Origin of the sequence: Nocardia sp. CA-120079, from assembly GCF_050955745.1 — a bacterium.
Lineage (GTDB): Bacteria > Actinomycetota > Actinomycetes > Mycobacteriales > Mycobacteriaceae > Nocardia.
The window spans coordinates 107,979-127,111 of sequence record NZ_CP192088.1 but is presented as its reverse complement, the minus strand read 5'-3'; the positions used below and the strand labels follow the sequence as shown (position 1 = coordinate 127,111).

Sequence of the window (19,133 nt, the reverse complement as noted above, 5' to 3'; positions counted from 1 at the left end):
ACGCACTCAGCCGAGCGGCAACCATCCGTTGGCGGTATGCAGGTCCCCATCGCCGAGTTCCCGATCGTTGAGCCCGGGGCCGACTCGCCCCTGATGCTCGTTCAGATCGGTGATCAGTTCCGAGACCGGATGCGAATCGCTGTAGTGATAGCCCTGAGCCAGCGCGAAACCGAGTTCGGTCAGCACCGCGGCCTGGTATTCGGTCTCCACGCCCTCGGCGATCACCTGCAGGTCCAGCGCACTGCTCAGTGCGGCGATCACGCCGAGCAATGGCGGCGCGGGCGAGTCCGAGCGGATCGCCGCGACGAAGGACTGGTCGACCTTGAGGATGTCGCTGGGCAGAGTGGCCAGGCGGCTCAGCGAGGAGTAGCCGGTGCCGAAGTCGTCGATCGCGATGCGGACGCCACGCTCGCGCAGGATGTGCAGATTGCCGATGGCCGTTTGAGATTCGGCCGCCAGCTCGCTCTCGGTCACCTCGAGCACCAATTGATCGGCAGGCCAGCCGGTGCTGGCCAGGATATTGGCTACGCGGTCCGCATAACCGGTCTCGGCCAGTTCCAGACCGCTGACATTGACGTTCAGCGTCAGATCCAGTTGCGCGAAGGTCTCCTGCAAGCGCGCCGCGTCCGCGCAGGCCCGACGCAGCACCAACTCGTCCAGATCGGAGATGAGGTCGTATTCCTCGGCAACCCGGATCAGTCCCTCGGTGGTGACATCCGGCTGCGCACTCGACGACCAGCGCAGCAGCGCCTCGACACCGACCGCCTTGCCGCCGCCCTCGGTCAGGCTGACGATCGGCTGGTAGTGCACATCGAGTGCGCCCCGGTCGATCGCCTCGCGCAACTCGACCGCCAGCGGCAACTGCCGCGACGACTCCAGCACCGTCCGGTTGCGCCCCGCCTGCTTGGCCCGGTACAGACCGACATCGGCCCGACTCACCAGCAGCGAACCCGACTCACCCGGCTGCCAGGAGGTGACACCGGCCGAACATCCGGTGGTCACCGATGCCCGCAACTGCTCGGTCAGCAGAATCGCCGCCTGCTCGGTCGTATTCGGCAGCAGCAGCGCGAAGGCGTCGCCGCCGTAGCGGGCGAGTCGCTGATCGGGCGCGAGCAACTTCGACCAGGTATCGGCGACCCGCTGCAGCACCGCATCGCCCGCGCGATGGCCGAGGTGATCGTTGATCTTCTGGAAGCGGTCGAGGTCGACCAGCACCAGCGCCAGCCCCTGACCGGTGCGGGTGGCGGTTTCGATCGCGCCGTTCAGCGCCCGGTCGAAACCGCGCCGGTTGAGCAGTCCGGTGAGCACATCGATATCGGCCTCGGACGCCATTCGGGTCAGGATGCCGACCACCACGCCGACGCCGAACGTCACACCGGCCGGAATCAACCCGGACCACCACGGCAAGGTGGGGTGCACCGGCCGCGTCGGCATCACCCACAGGCACAAACCCATAGCGAACGCTATGTGCGCGAACGCCTGCGGCCATGCGAAGAACAATGCGGCATCACAGGCCACGAATACATAGAAGGAGGCGAGACTGATCGCGCCGACGGTATTCGGGAACGCGTATACCGCGATTGTCACCAATACCGTCGCAATCGCGACATAACCATGGTGAATCCCGTGCGGCAACCGCGGACCCCAGCCGAGCAGGCTGAGTCCGAGCAGCAGCGCCACCGCGGCGGCGGTACCCACCAGTGCTCGATTGCCTTCGCTGCCCGGGGCGATTCCCGTGATCAGCAGGCCGAGCGCGCCCCCCATGACGTAGAAGGCACCGGTGGTCCGGGACATGACCATTGCCGTCGCCAACGCAGACGCGGCCCGCACCCGGGTTCGGGTATCGCCGCGAGACCCGATTCCTCGCACGGGGAATAGCCTAGACATAGAAATTACCGACAGTTGCCACATCCTGTGAATCCGGCATGGCGAACCCCTAGCTATTTACCTGTAGGCAATGTGGGACGGGCTAATTCGAGATATTTATCGCGGTGGTGTCAGCACCTCGGTACCGACGAACGGTACCAGCGCGGCAGGCACCCGGACAGAACCATCGGCCTGCTGATTGTTCTCCAGGATCGCCACAATCCAGCGGGTGGTCGCCAGCGTCCCGTTCAAAGTGGCTGCGATCTGCGGCTTTCCGTTCTCGTCGCGATAGCGCACGGCGAGGCGGCGGGCCTGGAAGGTGGTGCAGTTCGAGGTCGAGGTGAGCTCGCGGTAGGTCTGCTGGGTGGGCACCCAAGCCTCGCAGTCGAATTTGCGAGCGGCCGAACTGCCCAGATCGCCCGCGGCGACATCGATAATTCGATAAGGCACCTCGACGGCCGCGAGCATCTCCTGCTCCCAGGCGAGAAGACGTTTGTGCTCGGCCGCGGCCTGCTCCGGCGGGGTGAACACGAACATTTCGATCTTGTCGAATTGGTGCACCCGAATGATGCCGCGGGTGTCCTTGCCGTAGCTGCCCGCCTCGCGCCGGAAACACGACGACCAGCCCGCATAGCGCTTCGGGCCGGCGCTCAGGTCCAGGATCTCGTCCGCGTGGTAGCCCGCCAGCGGCACCTCCGAGGTGCCGACCAGGTACAGCTCGTCCTCCTCGAGGTGGTAGACCTCGGCGCTGTGCTGGCCGAGGAATCCGGTGCCGGCCATGACCTCCGGGCGGACCAGCACCGGCGGAATCATCATGGTGAACCCGTTGGCCACCGCCTTCTGCGCGGCGAGTTGCAACAGACCCAGCTGCAGCAGCGCACCGTAACCGGTCATGAAGTAGAAGCGCGCGCCCGAGACCTTCGCGCCGCGTTCCATATCGAACAGACCGAGCGATTCGCCGAGCTCCACATGGTCCTTGGGCTCGAAGTCGAATTCCCTTGGCGTGCCGATGGTCTCGAGCACGATGTAATCGTCCTCGCCGCCCGCCGGGGCGCCTTCCTGGACCACGTTCGAGATGGCACGGTGCGCGGTGTCCATATCGGCGTCGGCGGCGTGCTGCGCGGCCTCGGCCTCCTTGACCTTCGCCGACATCTCCTGCGCCTGTTCCAGCAGGACGGACCGTTCCTCCGGCTTCGCCTTGCCGATCAGCTTGCCCATCGCCTTGTGCTCGGCGCGCAGGTTATCGGCGTTGGCCACCGCCGCACGGCGCGCCGCGTCCGCCTCGAGCAGGGCGTCGACGAGGGCGGGGTCTTCGCCGCGGGCGCGCTGCGAGGCGCGGACCGCGTCGGGGTTGTCCCGCAGGAATCGGAGGTCGATCATGGGTGACCAGCCTAATGGTCGCGATATCGAGCGGCGACGCCGCAATAGGTAGGCACCATATTTTCTCACCCTCGACAAGATCGGCCACTGCGTTTCTCGATAGTGGTTTCGGTCCGCATCGCGCGGTTGCCCGGTCTGTTCCTGTCCACGTTCCGTGGATGACGCACCGCGCATAGGTACGACCGGGGCACTTCGGATCGATTCGACCAGGTCGTGGCACCAGCGATCAGACGCTGACATGATGGGTCGCAATGTCTGCTGAGGATGTGACCATGGACCCGCACGAATCCGAAACGCCCTCGGGCGAGTCGTCGCGCGCGGAATCGTTCCCGCAGTCGGTGATCATCGACCGCGACGCCGTCGCCGACGGCAAGCTGCATCTGTCCGCACCGAAGCTGCGTTGGGTATTGCTCGCCGCAGCGACCGGTGCCGTCATCATCTCGCTGGTCGGTCTGTTCATCACCGGCTACGACAACGACAAGCGTCTGGAGGCGCACAATCCGGGTTCGCCGGGCCAGACCGCCTTGGACAAGGAGTTCGGCACCGCGGCCAAGGGCGATTGCCTCAGCTGGAGCAAACAGGACCGCGGCGATCTGGTGAAGGTCGCCTGCTCCAACAAGCATCTGTTCGAGGTCGCGGCCGATGTCGATATGGCCAAATATCCCGGCGTGGAATTCGGTCCGGGCTCACGCTTTCCGGACTCGCTGCGACTGACCGAACTCAAGGAAGAGCACTGCACCCCGGCCGTCGACCAGTACCTGAACGGCAAATTCGATCCGCGCGGCCGCTATGTCGTAGGCCTGATGTATCCGAGTCCGGACGGGTGGAAGCACGGTGATCGAACACTGCGCTGCGGACTCCAGTTCTCCGGCAGCACCGGCACTCCGCTACCGACCACCGGCGCCGCTACCGAGCACGATCAGTCGAAGGTCTTCGAGCCCGGCACCTGTCTGGGCATCAATCAGAATCTGCCCACCGATCCGGTGGACTGCGCGCAGGCGCATGCCGTCGAGATCGTGTCCACCGTCGACCTCGGCCAGCACTTTTCCGGCGGCCCGCCCGCCAAGGACGACCAGGACAAGTTCATGGAGGACGAGTGCGCAAAGGCGGCCAACGACTACCTCGGCTCGCCCGACGCGGTGCGCAATAAGACGCTGACGCTGTTCTTCGACTACCTCGACGCGCGCAGCTGGCTGGCGGGCAGCCGCAAATTGGACTGCATGATCGGAAAGGGCACCGACCGTGAGGGTTTCGCACCGATCACCGGATCGGCCAGGGGCGAAATCCTGATCAACGGCCAGGCTCCGGTGCCGCCGCCGAATTCGGGACGCTCCACCCCCGCCCCGCTGCCCGGCGCCGCACCGCTGCCACCACAGCCGCAACCGCGCTGATGGCGGTGACCATGTCCGCGGACCGGTTCGAGGAGCTGGTCGGCGATGCGCTCGATCTCATCCCGCCGGAGTTGGCTCGCGCAATCGACAATGTGGTCGTGCTGATCGAACCGCGCAATCCGGAGGATCCACATCTGCTCGGGCTGTATCACGGAATCGCGTTGACCGAACGGGACAGTCACTACGGCGGCTCGCTACCCGACACCGTAACCATCTATCGCGAGGCGATTCTCGACGTCTGCGGCGATGAGCACGAGGTCGTCGAGGAGGTCGCGATCACTGTGATCCATGAGATTGCACACTATTTCGGCATTGACGAAGACCGGTTGCATGAGCTGGGATGGGGCTAGTCTTATCCAAGCTGTATTTCGGGCTCGGCTCGACGAGCGCGAAACCAGCACGGATGACCGGAAGAAACTTGGGGATTCGATGGAACCGATCGCGTTGCTGTCGCGTCCTATCACTCGAAGGGGGAATTCTCGTGGTTCCGCCCCACAGCCACTAGAAGGAGTCGAGTCATGGTTGGACATGTACTGATCTCGCCCGAGGCCATTCTCGCCGCCGCGGCCGAACTCGATCTGGTCGCCGAGCGGCTCTCCGCAGCGTCCATGATCACCGCGCCGGCCACACACGTGATCCCGTCCGGTGCCGAAGAGGTTTCGCTCGTATCCGCCAGCCACTTCAACCAGGGCGCGGTGACCCACGATCATTCGATCGCCCAGGGCATTCTCGAACTGCACCATGCTGCCCAGACACTGCGTATGCAGCTGGCCCAGCACATCGCCGGCGACGTCGTGCGCGCCGCCGGAGTCGACGCAATTCAGGTCTAGCCCGCACCGCTGTCCTCAACCACCATTCAGACATTCAGGGGAGTTAAAGCATGGTTGCAGGAGTTACCGGGGTCGTGTGGATCGCCCGGCCATCCGAAGTCAACTCGGCCACCCTTCACGCGGGCGCACATGCGATCCCGATTTCGGCTGCCGCTACCGCGTGGGGCGCACTCACCGCCGCCTGGGTCGACGCGACGACCACCGTTGCCCGCGTCATGGCCGAGCTCGGCGTCGGCATGCAGGGCGTCAACGGTATCGCCGCGCTCGGCAAGCTGACCGGATTCCTCGGCTGGTCCGAGCAGCAGGGCGTGCAGGCCGCGGCGATGGGCGGTAAGGCCGCGGCGAACGTCATCGCTTACGGCGTTGCCGCGCTCGCGATGCCGAGCCCGCCCGAAATCGCGGCTGTCAATGCCGCGTTGGCCGCTTCGACCAACCCGGCAGGCGCCGTCACCGGCGCCATGGAGGCCGCCGAGATCGCCAGGAACGCCATGGACATCCGCGCGGCGCTGGTGATGGAGACCTATGAGGCGGCGACCTCGGCGATGTTGGCTACACCCGCCGACTTCATGATGCCGCCGCCGATCGCTGCGGGCGCGGGTCAGGCCGAGCCGAGCGGAAATGCCGATGCCGCGTTCGGAGCGCCCACCGACCCGATCTCGACGGCGGTCGCCGCCGTGCAGGCGTTCGTATCCAACCCAGGTGTGGCCAGTGCCGCCACGCAGGCCGCACAGGCGGTCGGTTCGGTTGTCAGCACCGGTGTTTCGACGGTCGGCAGTGTGGCGACCAATGCGGTCACCGCCGCGGCAAGCACGCCGATGAGCACAATGGCCCCGATGGCGATGGGTGGCGCGATGGGAGCGGCGGGCAGTACGGCCGCGACCCGCGCGGTCTCGTTCTCCGGAATCTCGGCCGGTGCGGGCGGCACCCAGCTCAAACTGCCGGAAGGCTGGGGTACGGGCAGCGTCATCGGCGGCAACACAGCGACAGCGGCACCCGAGACGGTCGCATCTGTCGAAGCCGCACCGGCCCGGTCGAGCAACAACGGTGCGGGTAACCCGTTGCTGGGGAACCAGACTCGTGGCGACGAGGACGACGAGTCCGAGCACGACACCAAGGTCGACCTGCGGTCCGATCACTTCACCGACGGCCGCTTCGCCGCCGACGGCGTGATCGGCGCCAACGCCGGGACGGTTGGGTGACCGTCCTCGGTACCAGTGGTGGGCCCTCCGCACTCGAGGCGGTGGTGCTGTCGCCAGACGAGATCCAGTTTCTCCGCGAGAAGCTGGATCTCGATGACCTTCCGGTTGTGCTGAACGCATACGCTCGCTTCGACAGTGTGCCCGCGCTTCAGGCGGCAATGGCCCGCGCGGCCGAGTCGCTCGAACAACGGGACCTGCTGATCGACAACACGGTTCAACCCGACTTGGAGGACCGACTGCGGGTACTGAACCGCCCGCACTGGATTGTCACCATGCGGCTGATCGTCGAGGGGTACGTGAGTCGTTTCTGTCTGGCGAAGAGCGATGACCTTTCCGTCGTCGCCCTTCGCGGGCAGGACTCGTATGTGATCGACGAAGTGGGAATCGACCTGGCCGGCACCGTGATAGCGGCGCTCGGCACGGCCCCGCCGCTCGAGCTCTACGGCATGAACGCACCGACCGAGGAGCTTGCCACGATCTTCGAGGACCTCGGCGATGCCGCCGCCACCGCCGAACGACTCGCAAAGGTCGGCACTCCCGCGCACGACGCGCAAACCCTCGCGTCGGCCGTGGTCGAAATCCATTCGCATGCGCAGATCAGCGCCGTGCTGTATGGGGACGGCACCCGCGACATCGTCGACAAGCACATCGCCGTATTCAACACGCGCAACGGACGATTCATCTCGACGGCGAGCGTTGCCGACGACGGCACCAAGTGGTCGTCACTGGCCAGCGGTACGCCCGGCCGCCTGCGCGCCGCCGTGGAGGATCTGATCCATTCCTTGCCGGAGCGGGAAGAGTTTCCGAGAAGTCCGACGTTGGCCTGAGGGCCGAACGGGGCACTGTGCCCCAAGGGGATTCAGCCCATAGGGTCGTCGGCGGTTGGCGCCACTTCGTAGGCGAAGGGTGGCGTGAAGCGGCCCCAACGGATGCATTCCCAGCCACCCACGGGGCGGGGGACGAGTTCGATGGTTTCGGTGTTGTCGAGGTGGTTGTTGGTGGTGAAAGGCGGTGCCACACCACTGAGGTTCCGGGAGACCAAGCGCATGGCGGCGCCGTGGCTGACCACCAGGATGTCGCCATCGCTGCCATCGGTCAGGTATTTGGTGCGCAGGTCCTCGACGACCGGTAGGAAGCGGGCCAGGACGTCATATCCGGATTCGCCGCCGGGGACGCGTTCGGCGAGATCGCCTTCGTGCCAGGCGCGGTAGATCCGCTGGAAGTACGAGTGGGCTTCCTCGGTGTTCAGACCCTCCATCTCGCCGACCTGAACTTCGTGGATGTCATCGAGTACCTCGACCGGTACGCCGGTCGCCGCCTCGATGTATCCGGCGGTCTGTCTGGCGCGCAGCGCGGCCGAGCAGAACAGCGCCTTCGGCGGTCTCAACAGACTCGAGCCGAATGTTTTCGCTTGGGCCGCACCACGTTCGGTGAGCGGTAGGCCGGGAATACGGGTGTCCAAGATCTTGGCTACGTTGCCTTCGGTCTCGCCGTGGCGAACGAGTATCAGTCTGCCGGTCATAGGTCGGCCACCCCCTTACGCAATTGGATCAGCCACTCGGCGGCCGGTTCATCCGAGGGCGGTGGGGTTCCGGTCGCCGAGGTCGCGGGCCAGGAACCGAGGAAACGGATCCGCGCCGTGCGGTGTAATGCCTTGAGTGCCTCGGCGACCGCGGTGTCGTCGATATGCCCGACGCAGTCGAGGTAGAAGCGGTAGGTGCCCATACCTGTTCGGGTTGGCCGGGATTCGATTCTGGTGAGATCGATACCGCGGGTGGCGAATTCGGCGAACGCGCGCATGAGCGAGCCCGGTTCGTTGGGTAGCTCGAGCACAATCGAGGTGCGGTCCGCACCGGTTGCCGACGGCGCGACTCGAGGGCGGGTCACCAGCACGAAGCGGGTAATCGCCTGGTCGTGGTCGGCGACACCCGACGCCAGCACCGTCAGACCGAGGCGTTCTCCGGCCAGCGCGGTGGAGACCGCGGCGTCGGCACGACCGGCCGCGACGTCCTCGGCCGCAGCCGCATTCGAGGCCGAGGTGTACATCTCGACATCCGGCAGCCTCCGCGCTATCCACAGCCGCACCTGGGCCCCGGCGACCGGATAGGCGGCCAGGATGCGAACATCGGCCAGCTCCGTGCCCGGCCTTGCCAGGATCGCGAAGCTCACCTCGAGCTCGGTTTCGGCCACGATCTGCAGCCGCGGACCGATGGCCAGCGAATCAAGGGTCGACGAGATGGAGCCCTCGACCGAACTCTCGATCGGCACAACCGCACCCTCGACATCACCGGACCGGATGAGATCTAGCGCCGCGCCTTGGCTGGGCGCGGCAATCCGCTCGACCGGTCCGTCGAAGGCTTGCGAGGACTCGAGCTTGGCGAGGGCCATCTCGGTAAAGGTTCCGGACGGCCCGAAGTACGCGATTCGCGGCACGGTTACGACATTACTTGCGTGCGCGGAGGATGCTCAGAGTTCCAGCTAGATCGTCGGGTGCATCGGATTCGATCGCCAGCAACACGCTGCGCGCAGCCTCGACCGCAGGTGGCTTCAACGAGGTCAGAAAGGCGATATCGGGCCGAGCCAACGCCGCCCGAATATCCTCACCGCACAACGCCGCAACCGTTCCCGCGACAATAGCCAGCGCTCGCTGCCCATCGGAGGTGCGCGCAATGAACCCGCCATCCGAGTGCGCGACCTCGACCAGAAATCCGGCGATCTCCGCATCGCTCACATCCGCGTCGAGAACCCGGACACCGGCCGCCCCGGTCCCCACCGCCCGCACCAGCCCCTCATCCAAACTCCGCCGCGCCGCCGACGGCGCCGCCAACGACAGCAACACCGGCTCCCCCGCCACCCCATGCGCCGCCTGCACTCCATCCGCCATACGTCCACCGTAACCACGCGCCCACCCACCACCCCGCTTGCGCGGGCTCGCGGGCCACCTGTCCAATCCCCGCCCGCGCACGGCGATCGGCCACCCGGCGTCCAACCGCTCGCACCGGGTCGCCCGACGACGCGCACTCGCCCGCACAGACCAGCGCCACCTCCGCCCACTCCGCGCGTTTGCCCAATCCCCACCTACGCACGGCGATCGGCCACCCGGCGTCCAACCGCTCGCACCGGGTCGCCCGACGACGCGCACTCGCCCGCACAGACCAGCGCCACCTCCGCCCACTCCGCGCGTTTGCCCAATCCCCACCTACGCACGGCGATCGGCCACCCGGCGTCCACCCCCTCGCACCGGGCCGCCCGACGACGCGCACTCGCCCGCACAGACCAGCGCCACCTCCGCCCACTCCGCGCGTCTGTCCAATCCCCACCCGCGCACGGCGATCGGCCACCGGCGTCCACCCCCTCGCACCGGGCCGCCCCACGGCGCACACTCGCCTGCACAGACCATCGCCACCTCCGCCCGCTCCGCGCGTTCGACCCGCGCGGCCCGCCTGCTCGCGCAGGATGCCGGCAAGGGTTGGGCCGCGGCGCCGGTGCTGCCGCAAGTCGGGACTCAGGGCGGGGAATTGTCGGGATTCGTGCGGGGAGCGGTTGCGGAAAGCGAGAGCGTGACTTAGCTTAGGGTAACCTAATTGCACCGCGTGACTCGTATGGAGGCCAGCATGCTGAAGCCGACTGTTGCACCGTCGACCGCTGAGCGGGTTCGGAGTGCGTGCGCCCACGCGGAGCAGGCGGTATTGGCGATGCCGGGTATTGATCCGACGCCGATTTCGGTGCATCACGTGCGGCAGTGCGGGGATGCGGTGATCGCGGTGCCGACCGCGTCCATGGCCGCGGTCTTGGCCGGGAATTCGGGGGAGAGCGGTGCGCCGGCGGTGCTGGAGCTGACCGATCATGCGACGCTGCCGCTGCGGGAACGGGTGCGTGCGCTGGTGTGGCTGCGCGGGTGGGTGCGCGCGGTGCCGACGCAGGCACTGCGGGCGCTGGCCACCGAAGTCGCCAAGGATCATCCGCATCCCGACCTGCTCGATGTCGGCCACGGCGCGACCCTGTTGCGCGTGGTGATCAACTCCGCGGTGGTGGCCGACTCGGCCGGCGCCGAATCCGTCTGCGTCGACGAGCTCCGACTGGCCCAACCGGATCCGTTCTGCGCACTGGAATCCGCCTGGCTGCAGCATATGGATGCCGACCACGCCGACATCATCGCCCAACTCGCCCGCCACCTCCCGCCACGCCTGCAGACCGGCGCGGTGCACCCACTGGCCATCGATCGCTACGGCGTGACCCTGCGCATCGAAGGCCACGACGGCGACCACGACTTCCGCCTCCCGTTCAACTCCCCCGCCGACGACATCGAATCCCTCGGCCGCGCCGTCCGCACCCTCGCAGGCTGCCCCTTCCTGAACGGTCTGCGCCGTATCTGACGCGCCCAGGCTCGGGCCGGAACGGCGCGGGCAATAGATTCGGACGCATGCGTGCTGAGACCGGTGCCGGGGACGAGCCCGAGCTGACCGATCGGGAGCGGCTGGGGATTCGGCTCGAAATCCTGGTCGTGCTGGTGGTGACGTTCGGGCTGAGTGGGTTGAATGCGGCGCTGTCGTTGCTCGAGAGCGCGCTGTCGCCGGGCGGGGTGGGCGGGCAGACCGTCGCGCTGAATCCGACGCGGGCGGCGCAATCGACCATCGACCTGCTCTTCCAGCTGCTCAGTGCGTTGCGGCTGGCCGGGTGGGGTGCGCTCGGGCTGTATCTGTTGTGGCGCAGTGGAATAGGGCCGCGGCTGATCGGATTGGCCAGGGTCCGTTGGCGTTCCGATGTGCTGCCGGGACTGCTCCTCGCTGCGGTCATCGGGCTGCCCGGGCTCGGGCTCTACTTGGCCGCGCATGCGCTGGGGTTCAGCGTGACGATCGTGCCGAGTTCGCTGGGTGACCACTGGTGGCGGTTGCCCGCACTCATCGTGTCTGCCTGTGCGAATGCGGCGGCCGAGGAAATCCTGGTTGTGGCCTATCTCATCACCCGACTGCGCAGGCTCGGCTGGGCGGAGAACCGGTCGCTGCTGGCTTCGGCGCTGCTGCGCGGGAGCTATCACCTTTATCAGGGCTTGGGCGGCGGGCTCGGCAATCTGGTCATGGGTGTGATTTTCGGCCGATTCTGGCAGCGCACCAACCGGCTGTGGCCGCTGGTGCTGGCGCACGCGACGATCGATGCGGTCGCCTATATCGGCTATACATTGCTACGCGGTCACGTTTCCTGGTTGCCGTAACACCCGCCGGTCCCCGCGGCGAATTTATCGACAAGCGCTCACTCGAGCGCACCAACTTCCGGCCGCTCGTCAAGCCCCCCGACGGCCCTCGAACAGTAGAGTCTGTGTGATGAACGGCGACGACCCCCAGCGCTACGACCGGACGCGCCGGGAGCCGCAACCTTTCGGAAATCCCGGTGCGCCATCCATGCCGCCGCAGCGGCGCGACCCCCATCCGCCGGGTCGTCGCGGACCCGGTCCGGACCCGAGGCATATCGACCCCACCAAGGTCATCCGCCGCGACGGGTCGAATTTTGCACCGCCACTGGCATATTCGCAGGTACCGCCCGAAACGCGGATGCCGCCGCGCAATTCCCGGCCCCCCCATGCGCCGACGCAGCAGCCACAGCCGTATCACGAGCCCCAGCCTCGCGGCGTTCCCGGCTATGCGCCGCCGCAGCAGCCGGTTCCCTACCACGACCCGCGGAACCTGCACCCACGCCGCAAGGAACCCCCGCCGCCGCCATCCCTGCCGCCGTCGCGCCGCGACCGCGAACCCCGTCCACCACGCCGTCGTCGCAAACGGCACCCGTTCCGCTGGTTCCTCGTGCTGCTGGTGGTGCTGGTTCTCGCGGTGGTCGGTGCCGTCATCAAACTCGACGGTTCGCTCAACCGGATCGACGCGCTCGCCAACTACTCCGACCGCGTCGGCGATACCCCGGGGACGAACTGGCTGCTCGTCGGCTCCGACGGCCGGGCCGGACTCACGGCCGATCAGGAACAGGAACTCGCCACCGGCGGTGAGGTCGGACCCGAGCGCACCGACACGATCATGCTGGTGCATATTCCGAAATCGGGTGCGACCACGCTGGTCAGCCTGCCGCGCGACTCGTATGTGAGCATTCCGGGCCACGGCAAGGACAAACTCAACGCCGCCTTCGCCTTCGGTGGCGCACCGCTGCTGGTGCAGACCGTCGAAACCGCGACCGGCGTGCACATCGATCACTACGCGCAGATCGGATTCGGCGGCTTCGCCGGCATCGTCGATACCCTGGGCGGAATCGATGTCTGCGTGCCCAAGGCCATCGACGATCCGCTCGCGGGCATCAATCTGGCTGCCGGCTGCCAAACCCTGGATGGTCCGCAGGCATTGGGCTTCGTCCGCAGCCGGGCGACCGCCCTCGCGGATATCGACCGGATGAACAACCAGCGCCTGTTCATGGCCGCCCTGCTGAAGAAGGCGACCAGCGCGGGCACGCTGGCCAATCCGTTCACGCTGTGGCCGCTGGCCGGCGATACCGCGAAATCGCTGAAGGTCGACAAAGGCGATCACATCTGGAATCTCGGCCAGCTCGGCTGGGCGATGCGCGGCGATACCGTGGCGACCACCGTCCCGATCGGCGGCTTCACCGATACCGATAGCGGAAATGTATTGCTGTGGGATAAGCAACGTGCGGGTCAATTCTTCGACGACCTCGCGAAGGACCAACCGATCCCGGACGATCTGCTTACGAGGTAGCGTCGGGCCTATGCCCGATACCGATGCCGACGAGCCGTTCCCGGACCTGCTGCGCGACCAGATCCGTCGTGGCTTCACCGCCTCACAGCAGTATCTGGCGGCGGCGGTCTACTTCGATTCGAATCGCCTGCCGCAGTTGGCCAGACACAGCTACGGCAAATCCGCCGAGCACCGCTCGCACGCCCTGCGCATGGTGCAGTACCTGCTCGACCGCAATCTAGAAGTGCAGGTAGGCGGCCTCGACGACGTGCGATCCAGCTTCGAATCACCGCGCGGCGCCGTCGTTTTCCTGCTGGAATCCGAGCGCGCCCGCAATGCGCAGATCACCGAATTGGCCGGCACCGCGCGGACCTCCGGCGACTACCTCGGCGAGCAATTCATCCAGTGGTTCCTCAAGGAGCAGGTGGAGGACGTCGCCGGGATGACCACCCTGCTGACCGTCATCGACCGTGCCGCGGGCGATCTGTTCGATGTCGAGGACTTCATCTCGCGCGAGCTGCGCACCACACCGCGCGCCGATATTTCCGCTCCGAGAATGGCCGGTGCTGCCAAGAATTAATTAGGCAACACTAGCCTCAATAAGGCTGCACTTGGATGACACGCGGCATGACCAGCGCTAATGTCGCAACTATGTCCAGCCATCCGGAGTCCCCACGCAGCAAATTTCACGGCCTGCTCCACGATCAGATCCGGCACGAATTCAATGCCGAGCATCAATACATCGCGATCGCGGTGTGGTTCGACAATGCGGATCTGCCGCAGCTGGCCAAGCGTTTTTATGCGCAGGCGGTCGAAGAGCGCAATCACGCGATGATGATCGTGCAGTACTTCCTGGACCGGGATATCAGCGTCGAGCTTTCCGGCATCGACGCCGCGAAATCGCATTTCGAGAATGCACGTGAACCGATCGCGCTGGCCCTCGCGCAGGAAAAGAACGTCACCGAGCAGATCATCCAATTGGCGAGCACCGCCCGCGAAGAGGGCGATTACCTGGGCGAACAGTTCATGCAGTGGTTCCTGAAGGAGCAGGTGGAGGAAGTCGCAAATATGACGACCCTGCTCACCATCGCCGATCGTGCCGGGTCGAACCTGTTCGACCTCGAGGATTTCATCGCTCGTGAAATGAGTGGTCCGAGCGATGCTTCCGGCGCTCCGTCCACTGCGGGCGGCAGCATCTAATTCACGCTTCCCATAGCGGAATCAGGGCCGGCTCGTCACGACGAGCCGGCCCTGTCGACTTTATGCAGCGCTCAGGGAGCTGAGCAGCGTCTTGAGCAGCGCCAGAATGGCTTCCATGATGGTCCTACTTTCCTCATCTTTCGGTGAGACTTCGCTCACCACCACCAGCTTTCGGTGATGCAGAGAACCTAACCGAGGGTTGATTAGAAAGGAGGGTGTTTCACAAAATTCTCTGCGATTTTTTTGAAATCACCGGAGGGTGACCTGACGCGACCGCAGCCCATCCCGGGAACGGCGCTCCTCCGCCGAGAGCGCCGTGTCGTCGGCCAGCGCCGCCGCGAGGCGTTCCCCGAATTCGATCGCCGGTTTTGCCCACTCGGTGGCGTGCAGTTCCGGATCCAGGTCGAATACCGGTACCAGCAGGCCGTGCGTGCGGAACGAGCCCGCGAAACGGGAGCCATCGCCGAGATGCAGTCCGCCCGAAGCATGCAGCCGCGCGAGCGCCAGCATCAGATCGTCCTCGTTCTCCGGGCGCACCCAACGCAGATGCGCCTTATCACCGGCATCGACCCACCAGCCCGCGCTGATCGCATCGGGGCCGAGATCCAGTCGCGCGGACGGCATGATCGCCTGCTTGGCCTGTTCGATGGTCGCGGCGACCTGCGGATCGGGCTGCACGCCCTCGGGTACCCACCAGTCGAAGTCCTGGTGCACGGTCAGTTCCAGCTGTGCGTCCGCATCGATTACATCGGCCAATCGCGGTCCGCCCTCGGCACTTTCGGCCACGGTCAGCGATTCACCGGGTTCGGCGGACTGTGTCCACAGGATCGCCGCCGCGATATCGGCTGCCGGATCCGGACCCTGGAATTGCACCTGCGTGGCGACGTATCCGATCGACGGCTCGCCCGCCCGCACCAATCCGGCGACCGCGCCCGGCAATACCGTGGCCAGCACGACGGAACGCTCCGCGGCGATATCGGACGACAGCGGCAGCGTCGCGGTCGCCGACGGCACGAATTCGCGCAGCGCGACCAGATCGCACTCCGCGGCCAGCCCTTCGAACGGACGCGCACCGGACCGCGCTGCCTGCAGTTCCAAAGCCGCCCGCCGCTCGGCGAGACGCTGGGCCCGGTTCCCTCCGGGCTTCGGACTATTGCGCTTGCTTTTACCCACGGCAGGTCAAACTACAGGGTCGAACGCGGGATGTGCTGCGCGCCGCTCTGTCTGATTTGCAGCTGTTCGGGCGGGTAGATCAGGCCGCGGCCAGCAGTGCCTTGGTACGGGCCGGGTGGTTGGTGGCCACCCAGCTGACGCCCAGGTCGGCGCACAGGCGCACATCGTCGGGATCGTCCACCGTCCAGCAGTAGGTGGCGCGGCCCGCGGCGGCAGCCTTGTCGACGAGGTCCGGATGTTCGCGCAGGGTTTTCACCGAGGGACCCACGGCCGTCGCGCCGACCGTGGTCGCGGCGCTGCCGCCCAGGTAGCGCGATGATTCACCGAGCAGGACAGTCGGCAGCAGCGGTGCGGAACGGCGGATCCGCCAGACCGCGGTGGCCGCGAAGGACATGACGACCGCACGGGAGTGATCGGCGGAGGCGGGGGTGGCGATGCCGAAGCGCTGGAGTTCGGCGAGCAGCTTGTTCTCCACCAGCGCGCCGTAGCGCACCGGATGCTTGGTCTCGATGAACAGCTTGGTCGGCCTGCTGCGCCAATCGAGTACCAGCTCGATCAATTGACTGAGGGTGAGTACCGATGCGGGTGCGCCGTCGGCCCCGAAGTCGAGTCCCTCGAGTTCGTCCAGGGTCATTTCGCTGACCAGTCCGGTGCCCGACGAGGTCCGGTCTACGGTGCGGTCGTGCACACAGACCAGATGTCCGTCCCTGGTCAGCCGGACATCGCACTCCACGCCATCGGCGCCCTCTTGCAGCGCCAGTTCATACGCGGCGAGCGTATGTTCCGGGAGCGCCGCCGATGATCCCCGGTGCGCGACGACGAACGGTGCGCGACTGCCCTGGCTCACTTGGCCGAAACCTCCTCGTACTCACGGTGCGGTGTACTTGTTTCGAGTGCGACGGGCTGTTTCGCCGCGCCGCCACCGGGCTGCACCGGTTCGATGACGGGCACCGCCGGATCGACGGCGATCACCCACCGGCGCGCAATCCTGGTGCGGCCGAACAGATCCCGGCCCGACATCGACCGCTGCACCCAGAAGGTCAGCACCGCGACCCCGGCCGCGACCAGATCGGTGAACGCGGTGAACAGCACACCGTCCGCCTTGGCCTGCAGGGTATCCGCGGTCCGCCACAGCAGCGCCGCCACCGTGCAGCCCGCGCCGAGCACCCAGCCCACCCACCAGATGCGCACGGCCCGCAGCGTCCGCGGATCCGGCCGCACGGCGACCGTCTCGGTGAGAAATACACCGGGCCACAACAGATTCACCACCGGTATCAGGCAGCCGAGTGCGAGCGTCCGGACCAAGCGCGGGTCACGGCGGCCGACCGCGGCGAAGGCGGCCCGACGCGTTTCGATCAACCAGCCGAGCATCGCGATCGCGGTGATCAACCCGAGCGCGAGGCCGACCAATGCCGAAAGCCACACCATGGCATCGGAGATGTGCAGCAGCCAGGACGGAATCAGTCGGGTGCGGTTGCGCAGCAGGATCAGATAGCGCCCGAGTTCGGCGCAGGCGGCGATCGCGAAAACCGCCGCGGTCGCGATGAGTAGCGCACCGGCCCGATTGGTCAGCCGGTCCAGCGGACGTTGTGGCGCAGGCGCGGACTCGACTGGCGGATCCAGTAGGCCCCAGCGCGGAATCTGCTGGTAGCGCGGCGTTTCCACCGACGGACGCGGCCGACCGTAGCTCGACTTGCGGGTGCGCTGATCGGGACGGCGGGCCACCCAGCGGTAGTTTCGCCGCTCGGCGGGGGCGTCGATGGGCGCCGGCGACAACAGCACGCCACGGCAGCGCGGGCACCAGTGCATCGGCGTCGTCTGCACGGCCCAGCGCGCGCCGCAGCGCGCACAAGGTTGTACCACCGTACTCACGGCGCCCCTCTCTCTTTCCTCAGTAGATCTTCGCCTGGTGATCGCCGTCCGCAACCAATGGTCGACCCACCCGCTGCCATGCCACCATGCCACCGCTGACATCGACCGCGTCGTATCCGATGTGCGCCAGGTACTTGACCACCTCGATGGAGCGGCCGCCCTGGCGGCAGATCACATATAGCTGGGCGTCGTAGTCCAGCTCGTCGACGCGGGCGGGCACGTCTGCCATCGGAATGTGGATCGCTCCGGGCGCATGTCCGAGCTGCCATTCGTCGTCCTCGCGCACGTCGAGCAGAATCGCCGCCGGGGCGTCCGCCGCGACACGCTCGGTCTTGTCGAATTCGTCCGGTACGGCTTCCACCGGCACCGACGACACTTCGGGGCTCGTCACGCTTCGATCCTGCCATGGGTGGCCCACCACCGGGGAGTTCCGGCCCCGCTATGCCGGTGACCCACAGGCACTTCACGGCCTCGACATCGGCACGTTACCTCGGGTATGTTCTGTGCTTCTGGATCCTGTCCGATGCCCTGCTCCGGGGCCGCTTGTGCATATCTCGGTCAAAGTTATCCACATAATCCACAACTTGATCCACAGGGCACAGCTATCTGGCAGCACACCAATCGCGGATATCGCCCGTCCAGCAGCTGTCGATCTACAAGGGCTGATGCGCTGGAACCGGATCGAACGGGCGATCCCGAGAGATTTGCTGTAGCAGGTCGCGGTACGAACGACCGATCCGAGACTCCCCTCCTTGCCATCCCGGAGCGGTCATTCGCCGCCGCTTCAGGACCTGAGGCTGTGCAGGTCCCGATATCTTCTTGGACGCCGCCGATCGCGGATCGGTTCCCCAAAAAAACCAGAACACCAGCGAATAACTGAAATACCGGGTTCCCGCAGGTGCTGTCGGTAGCCTGGATGCATGAACGTGAGCAGGGGGCTACTCGACGGAATGGAAACAACAGCACTCAACACAGCACTCTCCGAGGCCACATGCCTAGGCGTGGAGGTCGATACAGCGAACGCACAACTGAGCCTCGACCTGGAGGTTCTGACGCTTCCGGCCGAGGGCCCCGCGCCCGAGGACTATCGCGTGAAGTTGACATTCACCGGTGTCGGTCGAGTCGCGGCCTCACTGCGCATTCAGGAGTGGGACGACGTGGCGGCCAGGGTGCTGCCGCTACAGCTGGACAAACTGGACGCGGCCATCCGCAGCTTCGGCGGCGGCCGGCTGCACGGCTGGGAATTCATCGACGTGGACGAAAGCGGCTGGGTGCACTGGAGTGAACTGCTCAGCTTCGACACCCGGATCGACTCCCACGCCACCACCCACGTCATCGAGTTCTCCCAGGAGGAGGGCATCGACCCGCGCGAACTCGATGTGCGGGTGTGGTTCGACGACATGACGATTCACGATGCCGATGGCGCCGAAATCCCGCTGAAAGAGTTCATCGCGGGCGGGGTGCGCTGGTGGAAAGCGCATGACGCGGGCGATCCGCGGACCCTGCGCGCCGGAATCGTGCCGCAGCTGTAGT

General features: G+C 66.3%; 20 protein-coding genes. 11 read left to right on the top strand and 9 right to left on the bottom strand.

Going from position 1 to position 19,133, the window contains the following annotated elements; genetic code table 11:
- Window positions 1–6: 6 nt before the first annotated feature.
- Complete coding sequence (locus ACQPYR_RS00615) at window positions 7–1,869, bottom strand: putative bifunctional diguanylate cyclase/phosphodiesterase (protein WP_433626293.1); 1,863 nt, start codon at window positions 1,867–1,869, stop codon at window positions 7–9.
- 114 nt (window positions 1,870–1,983) lie between these two features.
- A complete protein-coding gene (gene serS, locus ACQPYR_RS00610; protein ID WP_433626290.1) occupies window positions 1,984–3,246 on the bottom strand; it encodes a serine--tRNA ligase in 1,263 nt (420 codons plus the stop codon).
- A gap of 251 nt (window positions 3,247–3,497) precedes the next feature.
- Between serS and ACQPYR_RS00605 the strand changes: the two genes are divergently transcribed.
- The 5 genes from ACQPYR_RS00605 (at window position 3,498) to ACQPYR_RS00585 (ending at window position 7,493) form a co-directional block, all read left to right on the top strand.
- Window positions 3,498–4,637: a septum formation family protein gene (locus tag ACQPYR_RS00605; RefSeq protein ID WP_433626287.1), complete on the top strand. Its 1,140-nt coding sequence runs from the start codon at window positions 3,498–3,500 to the stop codon at window positions 4,635–4,637.
- Window positions 4,637–4,987, top strand: coding sequence for a metallopeptidase family protein (locus ACQPYR_RS00600; protein WP_433626284.1), 351 nt, complete (start codon window positions 4,637–4,639; stop codon window positions 4,985–4,987). Before ACQPYR_RS00605 ends, ACQPYR_RS00600 begins: the two co-directional genes overlap by 1 nt.
- Window positions 4,988–5,155: 168 nt before the next feature.
- Window positions 5,156–5,467: a PE family protein gene (locus tag ACQPYR_RS00595; protein WP_433626282.1), complete on the top strand. Its 312-nt coding sequence runs from the start codon at window positions 5,156–5,158 to the stop codon at window positions 5,465–5,467.
- Between the two features lie 50 nt (window positions 5,468–5,517).
- On the top strand, window positions 5,518–6,666 hold the full coding sequence (locus tag ACQPYR_RS00590; protein WP_433626279.1) for a PPE family protein: 1,149 nt from the start codon (window positions 5,518–5,520) through the stop codon (window positions 6,664–6,666).
- On the top strand, window positions 6,663–7,493 hold the full coding sequence (locus ACQPYR_RS00585) for an ESX secretion-associated protein EspG (protein ID WP_433626276.1): 831 nt from the start codon (window positions 6,663–6,665) through the stop codon (window positions 7,491–7,493). The genes ACQPYR_RS00590 and ACQPYR_RS00585 overlap by 4 nt, the downstream gene beginning before the upstream one ends.
- A gap of 32 nt (window positions 7,494–7,525) precedes the next feature.
- Here the strand turns inward: ACQPYR_RS00585 and ACQPYR_RS00580 are convergent, their stop codons facing one another.
- From ACQPYR_RS00580 to ACQPYR_RS00570, 3 genes are read right to left on the bottom strand one after another with little or no spacing between them, the layout of a single operon-like run.
- Window positions 7,526–8,188 carry a histidine phosphatase family protein gene (locus ACQPYR_RS00580; RefSeq protein WP_433626274.1) on the bottom strand — a complete coding sequence of 221 codons (663 nt, stop codon included), beginning with the start codon at window positions 8,186–8,188 and terminating at the stop codon, window positions 7,526–7,528.
- Window positions 8,185–9,099 carry a prephenate dehydratase gene (pheA, locus tag ACQPYR_RS00575; protein WP_433626271.1) on the bottom strand — a complete coding sequence of 305 codons (915 nt, stop codon included), beginning with the start codon at window positions 9,097–9,099 and terminating at the stop codon, window positions 8,185–8,187. The genes ACQPYR_RS00580 and pheA overlap by 4 nt, the downstream gene beginning before the upstream one ends.
- A 10-nt stretch (window positions 9,100–9,109) precedes the next feature.
- A complete protein-coding gene (locus ACQPYR_RS00570) occupies window positions 9,110–9,550 on the bottom strand; it encodes a hypothetical protein (RefSeq protein WP_433626268.1) in 441 nt (146 codons plus the stop codon).
- Between the two features lie 730 nt (window positions 9,551–10,280).
- Here ACQPYR_RS00570 and ACQPYR_RS00565 point away from each other — a divergent pair.
- From ACQPYR_RS00565 to ACQPYR_RS00545, 5 genes are all read left to right on the top strand, one after another.
- Window positions 10,281–11,042 (top strand): DUF2470 domain-containing protein, encoded by a 762-nt coding sequence (locus ACQPYR_RS00565; RefSeq protein WP_433626265.1) that lies wholly within the window; start codon window positions 10,281–10,283, stop codon window positions 11,040–11,042.
- Between the two features lie 47 nt (window positions 11,043–11,089).
- Window positions 11,090–11,878 (top strand): CPBP family intramembrane glutamic endopeptidase, encoded by a 789-nt coding sequence (locus ACQPYR_RS00560; RefSeq protein ID WP_433626263.1) that lies wholly within the window; start codon window positions 11,090–11,092, stop codon window positions 11,876–11,878.
- A 109-nt stretch (window positions 11,879–11,987) separates the two neighbouring features.
- Window positions 11,988–13,376: an LCP family protein gene (locus ACQPYR_RS00555; protein ID WP_433626260.1), complete on the top strand. Its 1,389-nt coding sequence runs from the start codon at window positions 11,988–11,990 to the stop codon at window positions 13,374–13,376.
- Between the two features lie 10 nt (window positions 13,377–13,386).
- Window positions 13,387–13,935 carry a ferritin gene (locus ACQPYR_RS00550; RefSeq protein WP_433626258.1) on the top strand — a complete coding sequence of 183 codons (549 nt, stop codon included), beginning with the start codon at window positions 13,387–13,389 and terminating at the stop codon, window positions 13,933–13,935.
- A gap of 71 nt (window positions 13,936–14,006) precedes the next feature.
- Window positions 14,007–14,555 (top strand): ferritin, encoded by a 549-nt coding sequence (locus tag ACQPYR_RS00545; protein ID WP_433626255.1) that lies wholly within the window; start codon window positions 14,007–14,009, stop codon window positions 14,553–14,555.
- A 249-nt stretch (window positions 14,556–14,804) separates the two neighbouring features.
- On the opposite strand, the gene ACQPYR_RS00540 is transcribed toward ACQPYR_RS00545, so the two are convergent.
- From ACQPYR_RS00540 to ACQPYR_RS00525, 4 genes are all read right to left on the bottom strand, one after another.
- A complete protein-coding gene (locus tag ACQPYR_RS00540; protein WP_433626252.1) occupies window positions 14,805–15,728 on the bottom strand; it encodes a DUF5926 family protein in 924 nt (307 codons plus the stop codon).
- 79 nt (window positions 15,729–15,807) lie between these two features.
- Window positions 15,808–16,575 (bottom strand): glycerophosphodiester phosphodiesterase, encoded by a 768-nt coding sequence (locus ACQPYR_RS00535; RefSeq protein WP_387287210.1) that lies wholly within the window; start codon window positions 16,573–16,575, stop codon window positions 15,808–15,810.
- Window positions 16,572–17,600, bottom strand: coding sequence for a DUF4328 domain-containing protein (locus ACQPYR_RS00530; protein WP_433626250.1), 1,029 nt, complete (start codon window positions 17,598–17,600; stop codon window positions 16,572–16,574). Before ACQPYR_RS00530 ends, ACQPYR_RS00535 begins: the two co-directional genes overlap by 4 nt.
- A 19-nt stretch (window positions 17,601–17,619) precedes the next feature.
- Window positions 17,620–17,991 carry a rhodanese-like domain-containing protein gene (locus tag ACQPYR_RS00525; RefSeq protein WP_433523779.1) on the bottom strand — a complete coding sequence of 124 codons (372 nt, stop codon included), beginning with the start codon at window positions 17,989–17,991 and terminating at the stop codon, window positions 17,620–17,622.
- A 529-nt stretch (window positions 17,992–18,520) separates the two neighbouring features.
- Here ACQPYR_RS00525 and ACQPYR_RS00520 point away from each other — a divergent pair.
- Window positions 18,521–19,132, top strand: a complete 612-nt coding sequence (locus ACQPYR_RS00520; protein WP_433626247.1) for a hypothetical protein — start codon at window positions 18,521–18,523, stop codon at window positions 19,130–19,132.
- Window position 19,133: the final 1 nt, after the last annotated feature.